Genomic DNA, 18,208 nt, shown 5'->3' with positions numbered 1-18,208 from the left:
GGTGCATTCGATCGAGTATCTCGTTGCGCAATCTTAGGTCCGCAGGTCTGCGACGTGCGGTGATTGATCGTCTTCGGTGGTGTCGCGGCGTAGCGTGAACACCGATTCGGACGTCCGCCGGGAAAAGTTAGAGTTGAGCGGAACAGACTCAACTTTGTGAGCGTTGAACCAGTCGATACCGATATACCCGAGGAGATCTGTGGACTCGTTCAATCCCACCACCAAGACACAGGCGGCGCTGACCGCCGCCCTTCAGGCCGCCTCGGCGGCAGGCAACCCGGAGATTCGTCCGGCGCACTTGCTGGTGGCGTTGCTGGATCAGACCGATGGCATCGCCGCCCCGCTGCTGAAGGCCATCGGCGTGGACCCGGCGACAGTCGAGCGCGAGGCGGGCGACATCGTCGACCGGCTGCCGCGCGCGACCGGGGCGACCACCACACCCCAGCTGGGCCGCGAGGCGCTGGCCGCGCTCACCGCCGCGCAGCGGCTGGCCACCGAGCTCGGCGACGAGTACGTCTCGACCGAGAATCTGCTGGTCGGGCTCGCCGACGGCGACTCCGAGATCGCCAAGCTGCTGCGCAGGCACGGTGCGAGTCCCGAGGCGCTGCGCGATGCCTTCGCCACGGTGCGCGGCAGCGCGCGGGTCACCAGCCCGGAGCCGGAAGCCACCTACCAGGCGCTGGAGAAGTACTCCACCGACCTCACCGAGTTCGCCCGCGCGGGCAAGCTCGACCCGGTGATCGGTCGTGACACCGAGATCCGCCGGGTGGTGCAGGTGCTCTCGCGCCGCACCAAGAACAATCCGGTGCTCATCGGCGAGCCCGGCGTCGGCAAGACCGCCATCGTCGAGGGTCTGGCGCGCCGCATCATCGAAGGCGACGTGCCGGAATCGTTGCGCAACAAGAAGGTCATCTCGCTGGACCTGGGCGCGATGGTCGCGGGCGCGAAGTATCGCGGTGAGTTCGAGGAACGGCTCAAGGCCGTGCTCGACGACATCAAGAACAGCGCGGGCGAGATCATCACCTTCATCGACGAGCTGCACACCATCGTCGGTGCGGGCGCCACCGGCGATTCCGCGATGGACGCGGGCAACATGATCAAGCCGCTGCTCGCCCGCGGTGAGTTGCGCCTGGTCGGCGCGACCACGCTCGACGAGTACCGCAAGTACATCGAGAAGGACGCCGCCCTGGAACGCCGATTCCAGCAGGTCATCGTCGGTGAGCCGTCGGTGGCCGACACCATCGGCATCCTGCGCGGCATCAAGGAGCGCTACGAGGTGCACCACGGCGTGCGGATCACCGATTCCGCGCTGGTGGCCGCCGCGACGCTGTCGGACCGCTACATCACCTCCCGGTTCCTGCCCGACAAGGCGATCGACCTGATCGACGAGTCGGCCTCCCGGCTGCGGATGGAAATCGACTCGCGACCGGTCGAAATCGATCAGGTCGAGCGGGCCGTGCGCCGGCTCGAGATCGAAGAGGTCGCGCTGGAGAAGGAGACCGACGAGGCGTCCAAGCAGCGGCTGGAGAAGCTGCGCTCCGAACTCGCCGACGATCGCGAGAAGCTCGGTCAGCTCACCACCCGCTGGCAGAACGAGAAGAACGCGATCGACTCGGTGCGCGGACTCAAGGAGCAGCTCGAAGCGCTGCGCGGCGAGTCCGAACGCGCCGAGCGCGACGGTGACCTGGGCAAGGCCGCCGAGCTGCGATACGGCCGGATCCCCGCGCTGGAGAAGGAGCTCGCCGCGGCCGAGCAGGTCAGCGGTGCGGCGCCGGACGGTGACGTGATGCTGAACGAGGAGGTCACGCCCGACGACATCGCCGACGTCGTCTCGTCGTGGACCGGCGTGCCGGTCGGCCGGATGCTCGAAGGCGAGACCGCGAAGCTGCTGCGGATGGAGACCGAGGTCGCCGGACGTGTCGTCGGGCAGGAAGAGGCAGTGCAGGCCGTCTCGGACGCGGTGCGCCGGGCGCGGGCCGGGGTCGCCGATCCCAACCGGCCGACCGGGTCGTTCATGTTCGTCGGCCCGACCGGTGTCGGTAAGACGGAGCTGGCGAAATCGCTGGCGGACTTCCTGTTCGCCGACGAACGCGCCATGGTCCGCATCGATATGAGCGAGTACAGCGAGAAGCACTCGGTGGCTCGGCTGGTCGGTGCGCCTCCCGGCTATGTCGGCTACGACCAGGGTGGACAGCTCACCGAAGCGGTGCGCAGGCGGCCCTATTCGGTGGTGCTGTTCGACGAGATCGAGAAGGCGCACCCGGACGTCTTCGACATCCTGCTGCAGGTCCTCGACGAGGGCAGGCTGACCGACAGCCAGGGCCGCACGGTCGACTTCCGCAACACCATCCTCATCCTCACCTCCAACCTCGGCGCCGGTGGTGACCGGGAGCAGGTGATGGCGGCGGTGCGCAGGGCGTTCAAGCCGGAGTTCCTCAACCGGCTCGACGACGTGGTGATGTTCCACGCGCTCGACGCCGAGCAACTGGAATCGATCGTCGACATCAACCTGCGTCAGCTGCAGAAGCGGCTCGCGCAGCGGCGGCTGACGCTCGATGTCACCGACGAGGCCAAGAAGTGGCTGGCGGTGCGTGGCTACGACCCGGCCTACGGCGCGCGGCCGTTGCGCAGGCTGATCCAGCAGGCCATCGGCGACAGCCTGGCCAAGGAACTGCTCTCCGGCGCTGTCACCGACGGCGACACGGTGCGCGTGAGCGTAGACGACGCCACCGACAAGCTGGTCGTCGGACGCGAGGCTGTGCACAGCTCGTGAAATATCCACAGCGCGGTGCGTAGGAACCTCCCAACGCACCGCGCTGTCCTACGCTGGAGCTCATGACGAACCCGAACGATCCGTGGGGGCAACGCCCGGAGGATTCGCCGACCGAACGGCTGGGTTCGCCGGGCGTGGACTCGACCAAGCCGTACGGAGGCGGCTCGTTCGACGAGTGGGGGCAGCCGTCGAACCCGACCCAGGCGTTGCCGCCGCACGACGCGCAATGGGGTGCCTACGAAAGTGGTTATCCCGCAGCGCAACCACCACCGCACCAACCGCCCCCCGGCTACGGCCAGGGTTATCCCGGCGCGCCGCCACCGGGTTACCCGCCCCGTCCGCAGGACGGTGACCAGGGTGAACCGCCCAAGCGACACACCGGATTGTGGATCGCGCTCGGCCTCGGCGTCCTCGCGTTGATCGCGGTCGGCGGCGTGCTGGCCGGCCTGGTCCTGAGCGGCGGTGGGTCCGACGACAACACGGCTGCGGCGCCGACGACCACTCAGTTCCTGGTGCCGCCGACCGGCAGGCAGACGACTCCGGTCGTGCCGCCGACCACGAGCGGCCTGCCCGGGCTGCCCGGTCTCGGCGGTGGCGACGATCTCGGCGCGACGATGGGCAGCATCACCGCCAACACCGGCACCGAGATCACCATGAGCACCCTCGGCGGGTCGACGGTTCGGGTGCTGATCGACGATGCCACCCAGGTGATCTCGCTGACCAGCACGAAGGCGAGCGAGCTGCCCGTCGGCGACATGGTTATGGTGCAGGGCGACAAGAACCCAGACGGGTCGATCCACGCCAAGATCATCATCAGTACGGCGTTACCAAGCGGCCCCCGATGAGCGACCCGCGCGTCGAAAGCCCGGCACTGCCGGGCAATCACGGCGACGGCTGGATAGGCTAGGCGACGATGACGGCTATGTGGTTCGGGTTGGCGGCGATCGCGCTCGTGGGTGCGGTCGTACTGCTCTATTTCGATCGGGTCCAGCGACAGCGGACCGGGCACGCGCGCCAGGTCTGGGCGAAGTCCCAGGGCTATACCTATGTCTCGGTCGAGCCCGCGCTCGCCTCGACGTGGCGTCGTGGCGCGCTGGCCAAGCTCGGCTATCTCTCGGCGGTCGACGTGGTCTCCGGCATCCGCAAGGGCGAGAAGTTCGTGCTCTTCGACCTGGAAGACGCGGCCACGCTGGTGGCGGTGCGCCGCCAGATCGGCTCCGAGATCGACGTCGACATGCGACTCAAGACCGCGTCGCCGCCGAAGGACCACGATCTGGAACTGCTCGGCGCGATCGGCGACCGGGTCGTGTTCGCGACCGATCCCGAGATCGCCAGGCACGCGGTCGATCAGCGGATGGTCGGCTTCATCGAGTCGCTGTCGGACACCGTGCAGATGCTGTGGAGCGAGGGCAACTGGACCCTCGGCATGCTGCCGGTCGGCAGCGGAGCCAAGGACTGGGAGACCGCGATCGACGCGGTGCTGCGCCTGTCCGGCCTGCTGCACGTGCTGCCGCCGGTGGTCGAGCCGAGTGAGTACACCCGTCCGCGCAGCAATGCCGATGAGCCGCTGGGCGCCGGCGTCCGCGCCCAGCACGACGACGATCTCGACGACGACCGCGCACCCGCCGGATTCGGGCGTCCCGCCGCCGGTGACCACGACGAGCCGGGCCGCGCCCGATTCCCGGGACCCGACGATGCCGATCGCGACGACCGCTACGGCACCCGTGGCCCGGTCTCCCAAGCTCCCGAGCCGGACGACTTCGAGGTCGGCCGTCGCGCGCCCGCGGGCCGAGCGCAGGCCTACACCGGCGACGACTACGACCCCGACCTCGACGATCCCGATTTCGAGGACCAGCCCGCCCCGGGCCGCCGCCCGCTCGGTGAGCCGCCGAAGCGGCCGTCGCTGGCGGTCGTCCCGGAACCGCGTCCGCGCGCCGAAGCGACTGCCGCGCGCGACGAGGACGCCGACTCGGGACAGCCCGGCGGACCGTTCCACCCCGGTTTCCGCCCGTACCAGGGTCCCGTACCGAAGTGACCGAGAGTCCGCTGCGCCTGCCCGGCTCGCATCGTCCCGTCGCCATGATCACCGGACCGACGTCCGGCATCGGGCAAGGTTTCGCCCACCGTCTCGCCTCGCTCGGCTACGACCTGGTGCTCGTCGCCAGGAACGAGGTGCGTCTGCGTGCCCTCGCCGACGAGCTCGGCCGCCGCTACGCCACCTCCACCGAGGTGCTCGTCGCCGATCTCGCCGATGACGTCGACCGCGCCCGCGTTGCCGATCGGGCCGCCCAGGGGCTCGAGTTCCTGGTCAACAACGCGGGTTTCGCGCATTCGGGGGAGTTCTGGACCCTGGAGCCCGCCGAATTGCAGGCTCAGCTCGACGTCAACGTCACCTCGGTGCTGCAGCTGACCAGGGCCGCGTTGCCGTCGATGATCGCCGCGGCCACCGGGTCGATCGTGAATGTGGCGAGCGTGGCCGGGCTGATCCCCGGACGGGGGTCGACCTATTCGGCCTCGAAGGCCTACGTCGTATCCTTTTCGGAAGGGTTGGCGGGTGGATTGACGGGCACCGGTGTCCGCATCCAGGCGCTGTGCCCCGGGTTCGTGCACACCGAGTTCCACGAGCGCGCAGGCATCGAGATGAGTTCGCTGCCCAAGCGCCTGTGGCTCGACGTCGACCAGGTCGTCGACGGGTGCCTGCAAGACCTGGACGCGGGCCGGGTGATCAGCGTGCCGGGCGTGCAGTACAAGGTGCTCACCGCGGTGGCGGGCTTCGTCCCACGGACACTGGTGGCTCGCATGAATCGCGGACTCTTCAACGCGCGCGGACGTACCTAGGGCATGAGCGTCGGGCCCGGACGCGGCGCGTAGCGTAACCATAGGCCCGGATCATGACCGAAAGGACACGCAAACGATGATCGACCAGGCACGTCAGGCGCTCACCGAGGCAGATCGCGACCAGCTGGCCGCGCTCGTGCGCGAGCTCGCGGTCGTGCACGGCAAGGTGACGCTGTCCTCGGGCAAGGAGGCCGACTACTACGTCGACCTCCGCCGCGCGACGCTGCATCACCAGGCCGGCCCGCTGATCGGTTCGCTGCTGCGCGAGCTGGTCGCCGACTGGGACTTCGACGCCGTCGGCGGGCTCACCATGGGCGCCGATCCGGTCGCGATGGCCGTGATGCACGCGGCGGGCCGCCCGATCGACGCGTTCGTGGTTCGCAAGGCGGCCAAGGCGCACGGCATGCAGCGCCAGATCGAGGGCCCCGACATCGTCGGCAAGCGCGTGCTGGTCGTCGAGGACACCACCACCACCGGCAATTCGCCGCTCACCGCGGTGCGCGCGCTGCGTGACGCGGGCGCGATCGTGGTCGGCGTCGCTACCGTTGTCGACCGGGAAACCGGTGCTGACCAGGTCATCGCCGCCGAGGGGCTGGAGTATCGATCCATCCTCGGTCTCGATGACCTTGCTCTGAGTTAGCCTGAACAACGGTAACCCTGGATGACGACGTGGTCGTCCGGAAAGTCTGAAGGACGTGTGAGTCACCTGTGGTGAGCATTGCAGTAAACAAGAGTCGTGACAACGTTGCGATGCTCGGGATCGGTGCGTACCGACCGCAGCGCATCGTCAGCAATGCCGAGGTGTGTGAACAGCTCGACTCCACGCCCGAGTGGATTTTCGACCGCACGGGTATCCACAACCGCCGCTGGATCAGTGGTGACGAGACGATCCGGTCGATCGCCGTGGCCGCCGGTGACCGCGCGCTGAAGAACACGCCGATCGAGCGCACGAAGATCGGCGCGGTCCTCCTGTGTACGTCGAGCTGGCTCAAGCTCACCCCGCACGGTGCCCCGTCGGTGGCCTCCGACCTCGGCCTCAACGGTGTCGCCGCCTTCGACCTCACCTCCGGCTGTGGTGGGTTCGGCTACGGCCTCGGTGTCGCCGCCGACCTGATCCGGGCCGGTTCGGTCGAGTACGTGCTGGTGATCGGCGCCGAGACGATGACCGTCGGCCTGGACCCCACCGACCGCGGCACCGCGATGATCTTCGGTGACGGCGCGGGCGCTGTCGTCGTCGGTCCGGCCGAGGAGAACGGCATCTCCCCGACGGTGTGGGGCAGCGATGGCGAGAACGCCGAGGCCATCGCCCAGGATGTCGACTTCCTCGCCTACATGAACAAGGCGCAGGCCATGCAGGGCATCGACCCCGAGGTCGAGCCGGTCGGCCGGATGTCGCTGCACATGGAGGGCCCGAAGGTCTTCCGCTGGGCCGCGGTGACCCTGCCGCGCGCGCTGTCCGCGGCGCTGGACGCCTCCGGTGTGGCCAAGGATGACATCGAGGTGTTCATCCCGCACCAGGCCAACGCGCGGATCAACGAGCTGATGAAGAAGAACCTCGGTCTGGCCGAGGGCATCCCGATGGCCAACGACATCGAGAACACGGGCAACACCTCGGCCGCCTCGATCCCGCTGGCGATGGAGGAAATGCTGGTCACCGGCAAGGCGAAGGGCGGTCAGCTGGCGCTGCTGCTCGGCTTCGGCGCCGGTTTGAGCTACGCGGGCCAGGTCGTCACCCTGCCGCCCGCGCCGCAGGAAGCGAGCTTCTGACGTGCGACCGCTGCGCGCCGGCTATCTCGCGGCGGCGGCGGTCACCGTCTTCGGTGCCGTCACCGGCCGCGACCGCCTCCAATGGCTGACCAAGCCGCTACTGATGCCGCTGCTGGCGGCCGACACCGTCACCAGCGGCGTCGAGCTCGATCCGGTCGAACGCCGGATCCTGCTCGGCTCGCTGGCCGCGGCCACCGTCGGTGACGTGCTGCTCATCGATCCCGACGACGACCGGCGCCTGATCGCGGGCGCGTCCTCGTTCGCGGTCATGCAGACCGGCTACTCGCTGCTGTGGTGGCGGCGCGGCGCCCGCCCGCGGGCCGCGATCGCCGCACCCCGGCTGGTGGCATGGGCCGGTGCGGCCGGTTTGCTGCGTGCCAAGGCCCCGGTTCTCGCGATCCCGCTGACCGCCTACGGCGCCACCCTCGGCACCGCGGCAACCCTGGCGTCGGACCCCGCGCTGGCTCCGGGGGCGCAGAACATCGCCGGCCTCAACATCCCGAACAGCGACCCGCGCAGCAGGCTCGGCCTCGGCGCACTGCTGTTCACGGTGTCGGACGGCCTGATCGTGCTGCGCCGCCTCTTCGCCCGCGACGACCGCACCCGGCGGGTGAGCGAGGGCGTCATCCTGGCGACCTACGCGGCGGCGCAGTATCTGCTTACGGATCCCGAGGTGGCCGCGCCCTCGCGCGGTGCCTGATACTCCCTGTCACACAGCGCTTACCTGGGTGTCCTTCGCGCGCAACACCCGCCGCGCACGCTTCGAAGATGACCGGGGAAGTGCAGTTCATCGAGGTGCACGGCTATCGCCGCGCGTTCCGGATGGCGGGGTCGGGGCCGCCGCTGCTGCTCATCCACGGCATCTCCGACAGCTCGGGCACCTGGGCGCCGGTGTTCGACGCGCTGGCCGAGCACTACACCGTGCTCGCGCCCGATCTGCTCGGTCACGGCGAATCGGACAAGCCGCGTGCCGACTACGCCGTGGCGGCCTACGCCAACGGCATGCGCGATCTGCTCAGCGTGCTCGGCATCGAGCGGGTCAGCCTGGTGGGGCACTCGCTCGGCGGCGGTGTCGCGATGCAATTCGCCTACCAGTTCCCGGAGCGGGTGGAACGGCTCGCGCTGGTCTGCCCGGCCGGAATGGGCGCGGGCGTGCACCCGGTGTTCCGGCTGGCGACGCTGCCCGGTGCCGGCCCCGGCTTGCTGGCGGTGACCAGCTGGCCGGTGCGCACCATCGTGCGGGCATCGATCCCGGTCGTGAACGGCCTCGGCGGGCTGGGTCTCGGGCCGGATGCCGAGTACGTGCTGCGGCTCTACGGCCAGCTGTCCGACACCGACGCGCGCAACGCGTTCCTGCGCACCATCCGCGCGGCCGCCGATCGACGCGGCCAGTCCATCACCATGCTCGACCGCGGCTATCTGGCCGCGCATCTGCCGACACTGATCGTCGGCGGCACCCGCGACACCGTCATCCCCTCCGGCCACGCCGAACGCGCCCACCGCGCGTTCCCCGGCTCCATGCTGGAGATCTTCGAGGGTGCAGCCCACTTCCCGCACCACTACGACCCGGACCGCTTCGTGAAACTGATCCGCGCGTTCATCGACAGCACCGAACCGGCCGTCTTCGATCCCCAGCGCTGGCAGCGAACCCTGCGCCGCGGCCGCCCGATCGTCGCCCTGCCCTCCCTGGACGCGGCCCCCGGTTGAGCCGGACACGGGCAAAGCCGACCAACGACGCCACGCACGACGCCGATGTGGCGTGACAACCATCCTGAGTCTGGCCTGAGTCCCGGAGAGGCGGCTACAGCACAAGGATGATGCGGTCTCGATCTTCCGGGTCTACGCGGATCGGGATGTTCTGTCCGATGGCCATCCGTGGCTTGTCCACCGGCATCACGTCGACCACGATCTTCCCGTGATAGCTGTCGGACCCCGGCACCGTCAGCTCGACATCGAGTTCGGTGAGTTCACTGGAATGGTCGGTCAGGGTCAGCGGCCGCACGCCGTTGATGTGCGCCCAGCCCTCCAGTCCGTGCCTGCGCAGCCGCCGGTCGGCTCTGGTCGGCATCGAGGCGAGCGCCATGGCGATGCCTGCGGCGGTACCGAACAGGCCGACCATGATGAAGACCTGATAGGGCAACGTCCCCGGCGGCGTATGCGGCGCGAGCCAGCCGAGCCACACCGCGAGCGCGACGAGATACATCGCGACAACGAAGGCCAGCGCTTGCAGAATGCGCGTGTGCTCCATACCGACAACCAACCGTGAGCTCTACGGTTCCAGGATAGGCGCGGGGGCGTCGCGAGGGCGGCCGAGTCGGCCCGACCGGCGTCCACCTAGCATTCTCGGGGTGAACGAGTCAGTGCCATCGCCCGAGGTCGAGGTCGCGGGTCCGACCGAATGGGGCGAGCACCCGTACGGACTCGGACCGTGGGAGCAGGAATACGGCACCCCGGCGCCCACCGACGACCGCTATGACCCGCAGTTGCTTGCCGAGGGTGACCGGCGCAATGTCGTCGACGCGTACCGGTACTGGACCCGCGAGGCGATCGTCGCCGACATCGACGCCCGCCGCTTCCCCTTCCACGTGGCCATCGAGAACTTCGGCCACGACGCCAATATCGGCACCGTGGTCCGCACCGCCAACGCCTTCGCGGCGGCCGCCGTGCACATCGTCGGCAAACGGCGCTGGAACCGGCGCGGCGCGATGGTCACCGACCGCTACCAGCACCTGATGCACCACGCCGACCTGGCCGAACTGCGCGAGTTCGCGGCCAGCGAGGGCCTGACCGTTGTCGCGGTCGACAATGTGCCCGGCGCGGTACCGCTGGAGACGGCGCAGCTGCCGCGCGACTGCCTGCTGCTGTTCGGGCAGGAAGGACCCGGCGTCAGCGATGATGCGAAAGACGCTGCGGCGCTGACAGTTTCGATCGCCCAGTTCGGTTCGACCCGTAGTATCAATGCCGGTGTCGCGGCGGGCATCGCCATGCACGCCTGGATCCGCCAGCACGCCGACCTCTCGCTGGCCTGGTGAGCGGTCTGTTCCTGACCGCCTTGATGTACGTACCGGCCTGGTTGTGATCGAATCAGCCTCGAATCGGTAACAGAACGGGCGCGAAAACCGGGCAGCAACTGGCACCATGGTCCTATGACCTCGCGCAGCGGCCGGCGCCCACAGCCCACTGATCGCGCCGGATCCGTGCCGACACCGGCGTTGTGGTCCGAGCGTGCCGACATGGCCGAGTCGGCGATCGTCTCGCGGCACCTGCGCATGCTGTGGGGTTGTCCCGGAACGGAATTGGGTGTCGTCGGCTGGCCGGCGACCCGGCGCGAGCGCGCGTTCGCGGGCTGGCACTTCTGGTGGCAGGCGCACCTGCTCGACATCGCGGTCGACGCCGCCAACCGGGTGCCCACTCCCGCCCGGCGCAGGCGGATCGGCGCGATCGCCCGCGCCATCCGCATCCGCAACATCACCGGCTGGACCAACCGCTACTACGACGACATGGCCTGGCTGGCGATCGCGCTCGAACGCGCCGAGCGCACCCAGGAACTGACCGAGGCCCGTCGCGGCCTGGTCGCGCTCGAGGAGCAGCTCTACGGCGCCTGGGCGCCGGAGACCGGCGGCGGCATCCCGTGGCGGGTCCGCTCCGACTTCTTCAACGCGCCCGCCAACGGTCCGGCGGGCATCGCGCTGCTGCGCCTCGGCCGGGTCGAGCGCGCGCAGGAGATGGCCGACTGGCTCGACGCCACCCTGCGCGACCCCGAATCCGGCCTGATCCTCGACGGCATCCACCTGCCGTCGGGCGAGATCGAGCGTCCGGTGTTCAGTTACTGCCAGGGAGTGGTGCTCGGCCTGGAGACCGAACTGGCCGTGCAGACCGACGACGACCGGCACGCCGAGCGGGTCAGCGGGCTGCTGGCCGCGGTCGAGGACAACATGACCACCCGCCTGGTGATCTCCGGCGGCGGCGGTGGGGACGGCGGCCTGTTCAACGGCATCCTCGCCCGCTACCTGGCGGTCGTCGCCCTGATGCTGCCCGGCGAGGGCAAGCAGCAGGAGAGCGACCGGCGCATCGCGGCGGCCATCGTGAAGGCCTCGGCCACCGCGGCCTGGGCCAACCGCCTCGAGGTGGAGGGCGAGCCGCTGTTCGGGCACGACTGGAGCAAGCCCGCCCGGTTACCCGGCGGCACGGCGGGTGCGGGCAAGTTCACCGCAGGCGGTTCGGTGACCGCCTCCGCCGTGCCGGAACGCGACCTGTCGGTGCAGCTGTCCGGCTGGATGCTGATGGAAGCCGCCTACCAGGTGACCGCCGCGGGGTTGTGACTCTCAGCGGTCGGCGTCGGTGGTGACGGCCGCGCGATCCAGATCGAAGTCCTCGATCGGCTTGGCCATCTCCTGGCGGTAGTGCCGCAGGCCGAGGATCGTGCCGACGACCAGGCAGACGATCATGATGCCGATCACGGCGGGCATCAGCCAGGGCACCTGCTCGAGGAACTCGCCCGCGTAATAGCCGATCAGCAGCAGCACCGGGGCCCAGATGATCGCGCCGAGGGTGCTGGCGATGGTGTAGCGGCGGTGATCCATCCTGGCCGCGCCCGCCACCATCGGGCACAGCGTGCGCACCCACGGAATCCAGCGGGCCACCAGCACGGCGAAGAAGCCGTGGCGCTCCAGCAGCGTGGTGACCTTCGCCAGATTCCTGGTGTTGATATAGCGGCCGTTCTTGCGCGCGACCAGGTGATGCCCGGTCCGCTGGCCGACCACATACCCCACCTGATTACCCGCGATCGCGGCCAGCATGGTGCCCACCGACAACGCCCACACCTGGGCCTCGCCGTTGGCGTGCGAGGCCATCACGATGCCCGCGGTGATGAGCATGGAGTCACCGGGCAGGAACAGCCCGATGATGAACGCGCACTCCAGGAAGACGAAGACCAGCACCACCGTCCAGACCACGGCGGGGCCTGCCGAGATCAGCGGATCGAAGCTGCCCAGAGCGTGAATCGACGGTACTGCGGTCACTTGATCAGTGCGTCTCGTTCGCCGAAGCCGCCAGCTCGGTGGCGGGCACGGTCTCGGTGGGCACGGCGCCGCGACGGTTGAGGACCTTCTTACCGACCGTGATGATCGCCGGCAGGATCGAGACGAACACGATCAGCAGGAAGATGCCCTCGATGTGGTCGCGGATGAAGGGCACATTGCCGAGGAAGTAGCCGAGCACCGTCACACCGCCACCCCACAGCACGGCGCCGACGATGTCGAACGCCACGTACTTGCGGTAGCTCATCTTCGACACACCGGCCAGCACCGGCATGAACGTGCGCACGATCGGCACGAACCTGGCCAGGATGATCGTCTTCGGGCCGTGCTTCTCGAAGAACTCGTGGGTCTCGGTGATGTAGTGCTTCTTGAAGAAGCGGCTGTCTTCCTTGCGGAAGATCGCCGGACCGATCTTGCGGCCGATCCAGTACGCGCACTGATCGCCGAGGAAAGCGGTGAGGATCACCAGCGGCACGAGCACCCAGATCGATAGCTCGGAGCCCGGCTGCGCGGCCAGCATGCCGCCGGTGAACAGCAGCGAGTCACCGGGCAGCAACGGGAACAGCAGGCCGGTCTCGATGAAGACGATCGCCAGGATGGCGGGTAGAACCGCGTTCTTGAGCCAGGTCTCCTGGAGCAGATACATCGGGTCCAGCAACTGGGTCAACGCAAGGTTGCTTGTCACCGCATCGGATACCGCCAGCAAAGTCACGGCCCCCACAGTACCGGTCGAAACTGTTACATGAGTGTCCTGCGGTGTTCGCAGACGCGAGGGGAACAAGCCGGTGAACCCCGCGATCACTTCCTAACTTAGGGTGTGGCCTGACAGAATTGGTTTTTCGCTTCCCCACAGACGGAGGTCACTGCTGTGCCTATCGCGACTCCGGAGGTCTACGCCGAGATGCTCGGCCGGGCCAAGGCGCACTCGTTTGCATTCCCGGCTATCAACTGCACCTCGTCGGAGACGATCAACGCCGCTATCAAGGGCTTCGCGGAGGCGGGCAGCGACGGCATCATCCAGTTCTCCACCGGTGGCGCCGAGTTCGCCTCGGGTCTCGGTGTGAAGGACATGGTCACCGGCGCGGTGGCGCTGGCCGAGTTCGCGCACGTGGTCGCCGCCAAGTACGACGTGACCATCGCGCTGCACACCGACCACTGCCCCAAGGACAAGCTGGACACCTACGTGCGTCCGCTGCTCGCGATCTCGCAGGACCGCGTCAACGCCGGCCTGAACCCGCTGTTCCAGTCGCACATGTGGGACGGCTCGGCCATCCCGATCGACGAGAACCTCGAGATCGCCAAGGAGCTGCTCAAGCTCTCGAAGGCCGCCAACATCATCCTCGAGGTCGAGATCGGCGTCGTCGGCGGTGAAGAGGACGGTGTCGAGGCCGAGATCAACGACAAGCTCTACACCTCGCCCGAGGACTTCGAGAAGACCATCGACGCGCTCGGCGCTGGCGAGAACGGCAAGTACCTGCTGGCCGCCACCTTCGGCAACGTGCACGGTGTGTACAAGCCGGGCAACGTGGTGCTCAAGCCCGAGGTGCTGGCCGAGGGCCAGCGGGTCGCGGCGGCCAAGCTCGGCCTGTCGGCCGACGCGCAGCCGTTCGACTTCGTCTTCCACGGTGGTTCGGGCTCGCTGAAGTCCGAGATCGAGGACTCGCTGCGGTTCGGCGTCGTGAAGATGAACGTCGACACCGACACCCAGTACGCCTTCACCCGTCCGGTCGCCGGTCACATGTTCGCCAACTACGACGGTGTGCTGAAGATCGACGGTGAGGTCGGCAACAAGAAGGTCTACGACCCGCGCAGCTACCTGAAGAAGGCCGAGACCTCGATGGCCGATCGTGTCGTCGAGGCCTGCAACGACCTGAATTCGGCCGGTCGTTCTGTGTCGGGTTCCTGATCGGTTTTTTCGCAACAATCAAACGGGGCCCGAGCTCATGAGTCTTGATGTCCGTGTGCTCGGGCCCGTTCGACTGCTGGTCGGCGGTGAGCCGGTGGCGGTCGGCGGGCCCAAGCCGCGCGCTCTGCTTGCCGCGCTCACCGTCAACCGGCGGCGCGCGGTGTCTTCTGCCGTGCTGGCCGAGATGGTGTGGAACGAGGATCCACCGGACTCCTACGCCGCCAGCCTGCAGGTATTCGTCTCCAACATCCGCAAGGCGCTGCGCAACGCCGGTATCGATTCCGCGCAGGTCCTGCGGACCGAGGGTGCGGGCTACCGGCTCGAAATCCCCGACACCGCCTGCGATCTCGGCCGGTTCGAGAACGCCCGCGAAGCGGGATCCCGCTGCCTCGAGGTGGGTGACCACCCCGGCGCGGCCAATCTCTTCGGCGTGGCACTGCGCGAATGGACCGGGCGGGCGCTGTCCGACCTGGCCGGACTGCAGTTCGCCGACGGTTTCGCGACCGCGATGGACGAGGAGCGGCTGCTCGCCGTCTCCGCCCGCGTCGACGCCGAAATCGCCTGTGGACGTGCCTCTTCGGTGATCGGTGAACTGGTCTCGATGACCAACGAGCACCCGCTGCGCGAGCCGCTGTGGGGTCAGCTGATCACCGCGCTGTACCTGTCCGGCAGGCAGGCCGACGCGCTCGAGGCGTGCAGGCGGGTGCGCAGTGTGCTGGCCGAGGAACTCGGCATCGATCCCGGCGCCGCGCTGATCGAACTGGAACAGCGGGTGCTGCGCCAGGAACCGCTGAACGTGGCGGAGACCAAGCGATCCGAGCAGCTCGCGGCGGCGATGACCGAGACGGTCACCGAGGTGCCGCGCTCGATCCGCAACGGCAACCTGCGCTTCGCCGACGGACGCACCATTCCGATTCCGCACGGCGGCATCAGGATCGGGCGGATGACGGACAACGAGCTGGTACTCGACGACCCGAAAGCCAGCCGCTACCACGCGCACATCATGCCGAGCCGGGCCGGACTGCTGATCAAGGACCTGCACTCGGCCAACGGTGTCTACGTGAACGAGGTGCCGATCGACAGCGGTGCGCTGCTGGCGGACGGGGATGTCATCCGGGTCGGCGCTACCGTGCTGACGTTCATTGCCGTTTCGTAGGCACGGTTGAGCTCAGCATGAGCTACCCACAGATCTCGCAGGAACATGGGTAACTCATGGGGGACGGGCTAACTCCCGCTCCGCACATACCGTCGGCCGCCAACCCAGGACACACCTGTCCTGAGCCTGGCCAGAATTCGCGGGGAGGCGGTTATGTGAGGCGGACGTCGGCGACGGCGCGGCCGAAGAGCTTGCGGCCCTCGGAGATTCCGCTCAGGAGGATGGTGGCGGCGCGGCGCTCCGGGTCGATCGACTTGATCTTGCCGGAGAACTCGACGATGCCCGCTTCGGCCGGGGGGACCGGGACGAAGCCGGAGAAGCGGACGGCCAGCTTGTCGATCGCGGTGGGGTCGCCGAGCCAGTCGGTCAGGTACTGGGCGGCCAGGCCCATGGTCAGCAGGCCGTGGGCGACGACGGTCGGCAGGCCTGCCAGTTCGGCGGCGCGGTCGCTGAAGTGGATCGGGTTCGGGTCGCCGGAGACGCCGGCGTAGTTGGCCAGGTCGCCACGGGTGACCCGGGCGATGCCCGCGGGCAGCTCGCCGCCCTTGACCAGGGAGTCGAACTCGGGGGTGGTGTTGACCGGGGCGAACTCGCGCGGCGCGGACGCCGGTGCGGCGCCGGTGCGGCGGATCAGCAGGTCGCCGGTGTCGAGACCGGCGATGGTGGCCGGGCGTGGGTGCATGCTGATGTTCTCGACGGCCTCGACGATGCCGGGGTCGACCTCGACACCACGCCGGGCCACGATGGTGGTCGTGCCCTGCACGGCGGTGTCGCCGTCCTGATTGATCAGCTTGAAGCCGACGTTGATGAAGTCGTTGTCGCCGAACTGGCGGATGGACTCGATGTCGATCTCGGTGCTGATCCGGTCACCGGCCAGCATCGGCCGGTAGATCTCGAAGACCTGGTCGGTCTGCAGGACCTGCGACAGGTCGTACTCGGTGAGCACGCTGTCGAGCAGTGCCCTGGTGGCGCTCATCCCGATCACCGAGGCGAAGGTCGGCGGCGCGACGATGCCCTCGTAGCCGAGCTTGCGCGCGTCGACTTCCTGGTGATGGGCGGGGTGCAGGTTCTGCACGGCCCTGGCGAATTCTCGGATCTTCTCGCGACCGACCTCGTAGTGATCGCGGAATCCGAATCGCTGGCCGACCAGCGACGCATCCGGGACCACAGCTTCGATGTCCGGCTGCGACACTGTCTGTACCTTGCTCATGATCCGGAAAATGTTAGTCGAGAATCTAACCGGATGACCAGTTATGTGTGACCCGTCATAGCAAGCACGAATGCCTGCTATGACGGGTCGACGCCGGGTTACGGGGTGCCCGCGGGGTCGCACACCTTCCAGCTGCCATCGGTGCGCTGCAGGTCGAACGTGCGCGCGGTCCGCTTCGACGGGTCGGCGGAGGTGTAGACCGTCGCCTCGGCCAGCGCGGTGTCGCCTGTGACGCGCACCGCATCCACGCTGTCGACGACCGGGATCGAACCACGCTCGGTCGAGAGCTGATGCACGCCGTTGAACTGCTCGGCGGTGATGCCCCGGTAGAACTCGTTCAGCTGACCGCACGTGCTCGACCGCAGGTCATCCAGGTCGCCGCTGCGCAGCGCGTCGGCGTAGGCGCCGATCGCCGTACGGACCTGCCCCTCGGGGGAGCTGTCGCCGGACATCAACGCCACCACGGTCGCGATCAGGGCGATCACCAGCACCGCGGCGCCGCCGACGGCCAGCAGCCAGCGCTTCGGGCGCGCGGGCGCCTGCGAATCCTCGGCCACCGCGGTCTGCGGCACCTCGATCCGCTGCGGCGGTGCGACCGGCCGCGGGCCGTCCGGCTGCCCCGGCCACCCGACCGGCGGCTGCTGGCCTTGGCGCGGGCCGTCCTGCTGACCTGGCCGCGGCCCGACCGGCGGCTGCTGACCCGGCCGCGGCCCGTCCGGCGGCGCGACCTGGCGCTTGCCCTCGGCCAGTTGCTGCGCGGGGCTCGTCGGCTGGATGTCGGCGGGCGAGGGAGCCGACGCAGGCTTCGGCGGAACACTCGGCCCACGCGGCGGCGATGGCTGCGTCTCCTCGACACCGGGCCCGTGCGGTCCACTCGGCCCCTGATGCCCCGCCTGCCGCGGGCCCGCGGGCCCACGCGGCGTATTCGGCGGTGGCGTCATCGGCCTGCCACCCGCGGGCGGCACCACCCGATCCGTCGGCCGCTGGATCGGCATGGCCGTCGTCGGCGCATTCGCCGGATCGACCACCCGCATCACCATGGTCTGATCCTCGGACGGGGGAACCTCGCCCCCGCCCTTCTTCACCAGCGAGGCAGCGCCCGCAGCCGCCGCGGCCGCAGCAGCACCCGGCCGCGCACCGGGCTTGCCGCCCGGCCGCTCCCGGCCTGCACCCGGCCCGGATTGGCTGGTACCCGGCTTGTCGGCTGCTTCGCGCCCCTGCGTTCCGGTCTGGAACTTCTCGGTCGCATCGGCATCAGTGGGCCGCGAAACCCCCGTGCCGACAACGGATCCGGAAACGGTGGGCGCATCCGCGTCCGCCCCGCCGTCGGCCCCGACCGGGCCGCGCGGCCTCGAATCGTCCCCGTCGCCGGAGCCATCGCCGGTCGATCCGAAGCCCGCGCCGGTCGAATCCTGGCGATTCGCACCCCGTCCCGACTCCGCGTCCGCACCTGCCGCAGCACCCGCACCTGCCGCAGCACCCGCACCTGCCGCAGCACCCGCACCTGCCGCAGCACCCG

The 18,208-nt window shown here is 68.9% G+C and carries 17 protein-coding genes; 12 read left to right on the top strand and 5 right to left on the bottom strand.

The window, feature by feature from the left end:
- Positions 1-199: 199 nt before the first annotated feature.
- From clpB to ACFVAV_RS04455, 8 genes are all read left to right on the top strand, one after another.
- Positions 200-2,773 (top strand): ATP-dependent chaperone ClpB, encoded by a 2,574-nt coding sequence (gene clpB, locus ACFVAV_RS04490; protein ID WP_379029752.1) that lies wholly within the window; start codon positions 200-202, stop codon positions 2,771-2,773.
- A 62-nt stretch (positions 2,774-2,835) separates the two neighbouring features.
- Positions 2,836-3,618, top strand: a complete 783-nt coding sequence (locus tag ACFVAV_RS04485; RefSeq protein ID WP_379029749.1) for a DUF5666 domain-containing protein — start codon at positions 2,836-2,838, stop codon at positions 3,616-3,618.
- Positions 3,619-3,686: 68 nt separating this feature from the next.
- Positions 3,687-4,808 carry a hypothetical protein gene (locus tag ACFVAV_RS04480; RefSeq protein ID WP_379029746.1) on the top strand — a complete coding sequence of 374 codons (1,122 nt, stop codon included), beginning with the start codon at positions 3,687-3,689 and terminating at the stop codon, positions 4,806-4,808.
- Positions 4,809-4,852: 44 nt separating this feature from the next.
- Positions 4,853-5,611 carry an SDR family NAD(P)-dependent oxidoreductase gene (locus tag ACFVAV_RS04475; protein WP_379029983.1) on the top strand — a complete coding sequence of 253 codons (759 nt, stop codon included), beginning with the start codon at positions 4,853-4,855 and terminating at the stop codon, positions 5,609-5,611.
- 76 nt (positions 5,612-5,687) lie between these two features.
- On the top strand, positions 5,688-6,251 hold the full coding sequence (gene pyrE / locus ACFVAV_RS04470; RefSeq protein WP_378853601.1) for an orotate phosphoribosyltransferase: 564 nt from the start codon (positions 5,688-5,690) through the stop codon (positions 6,249-6,251).
- Between the two features lie 68 nt (positions 6,252-6,319).
- A complete protein-coding gene (locus ACFVAV_RS04465) occupies positions 6,320-7,378 on the top strand; it encodes a beta-ketoacyl-ACP synthase 3 (protein WP_379029743.1) in 1,059 nt (352 codons plus the stop codon).
- Position 7,379: 1 nt separating this feature from the next.
- Positions 7,380-8,078, top strand: coding sequence for a lysoplasmalogenase (locus tag ACFVAV_RS04460; RefSeq protein ID WP_379029740.1), 699 nt, complete (start codon positions 7,380-7,382; stop codon positions 8,076-8,078).
- Positions 8,079-8,146: 68 nt separating this feature from the next.
- Entirely contained in the window at positions 8,147-9,085 is a 939-nt protein-coding gene (locus tag ACFVAV_RS04455; protein ID WP_379029737.1) for an alpha/beta fold hydrolase, read from the top strand.
- A gap of 94 nt (positions 9,086-9,179) precedes the next feature.
- Here the strand turns inward: ACFVAV_RS04455 and ACFVAV_RS04450 are convergent, their stop codons facing one another.
- Positions 9,180-9,626: a hypothetical protein gene (locus ACFVAV_RS04450; RefSeq protein WP_379029734.1), complete on the bottom strand. Its 447-nt coding sequence runs from the start codon at positions 9,624-9,626 to the stop codon at positions 9,180-9,182.
- Between the two features lie 100 nt (positions 9,627-9,726).
- Here ACFVAV_RS04450 and ACFVAV_RS04445 point away from each other — a divergent pair, with 100 nt between their 5' ends.
- Both ACFVAV_RS04445 and ACFVAV_RS04440 read left to right on the top strand, forming a co-directional pair.
- Complete coding sequence (locus ACFVAV_RS04445; protein ID WP_379029731.1) at positions 9,727-10,410, top strand: TrmH family RNA methyltransferase; 684 nt, start codon at positions 9,727-9,729, stop codon at positions 10,408-10,410.
- A gap of 201 nt (positions 10,411-10,611) precedes the next feature.
- A complete protein-coding gene (locus ACFVAV_RS04440; RefSeq protein ID WP_379029980.1) occupies positions 10,612-11,700 on the top strand; it encodes a glycoside hydrolase family 76 protein in 1,089 nt (362 codons plus the stop codon).
- A 3-nt stretch (positions 11,701-11,703) separates the two neighbouring features.
- Here ACFVAV_RS04440 and ACFVAV_RS04435 read toward each other — a convergent pair whose 3' ends face one another.
- Positions 11,704-12,399: a DedA family protein gene (locus ACFVAV_RS04435; RefSeq protein ID WP_379029729.1), complete on the bottom strand. Its 696-nt coding sequence runs from the start codon at positions 12,397-12,399 to the stop codon at positions 11,704-11,706.
- Between the two features lie 4 nt (positions 12,400-12,403).
- Entirely contained in the window at positions 12,404-13,063 is a 660-nt protein-coding gene (locus tag ACFVAV_RS04430) for a VTT domain-containing protein (protein ID WP_379029975.1), read from the bottom strand.
- A gap of 222 nt (positions 13,064-13,285) precedes the next feature.
- Between ACFVAV_RS04430 and fbaA the strand changes: the two genes are divergently transcribed.
- Together fbaA and ACFVAV_RS04420 are read left to right on the top strand one after the other, a co-directional pair.
- On the top strand, positions 13,286-14,323 hold the full coding sequence (fbaA, locus tag ACFVAV_RS04425; protein ID WP_379029725.1) for a class II fructose-bisphosphate aldolase: 1,038 nt from the start codon (positions 13,286-13,288) through the stop codon (positions 14,321-14,323).
- A gap of 37 nt (positions 14,324-14,360) precedes the next feature.
- Positions 14,361-15,479: a BTAD domain-containing putative transcriptional regulator gene (locus ACFVAV_RS04420; RefSeq protein ID WP_379029722.1), complete on the top strand. Its 1,119-nt coding sequence runs from the start codon at positions 14,361-14,363 to the stop codon at positions 15,477-15,479.
- Positions 15,480-15,630: 151 nt separating this feature from the next.
- On the opposite strand, the gene ACFVAV_RS04415 is transcribed toward ACFVAV_RS04420, so the two are convergent.
- Both ACFVAV_RS04415 and ACFVAV_RS04410 read right to left on the bottom strand, forming a co-directional pair.
- The gene (locus tag ACFVAV_RS04415; protein WP_379029719.1) at positions 15,631-16,689 is read right to left on the bottom strand and encodes a fused (3R)-hydroxyacyl-ACP dehydratase subunits HadA/HadB; all 1,059 of its coding nucleotides are present in this window, start codon (positions 16,687-16,689) and stop codon (positions 15,631-15,633) included.
- Between the two features lie 98 nt (positions 16,690-16,787).
- Positions 16,788-18,208: hypothetical protein (locus ACFVAV_RS04410; protein ID WP_379029716.1), on the bottom strand; the 1,421-nt coding region annotated here is incomplete at its 5' end.

The sequence above is a fragment of the Nocardia sp. NPDC057663 genome, from assembly GCF_042799895.1.
Taxonomy (GTDB): Bacteria; Actinomycetota; Actinomycetes; order Mycobacteriales; family Mycobacteriaceae; genus Nocardia.
This window is presented reverse-complemented; position numbering and strand designations above follow the sequence as displayed.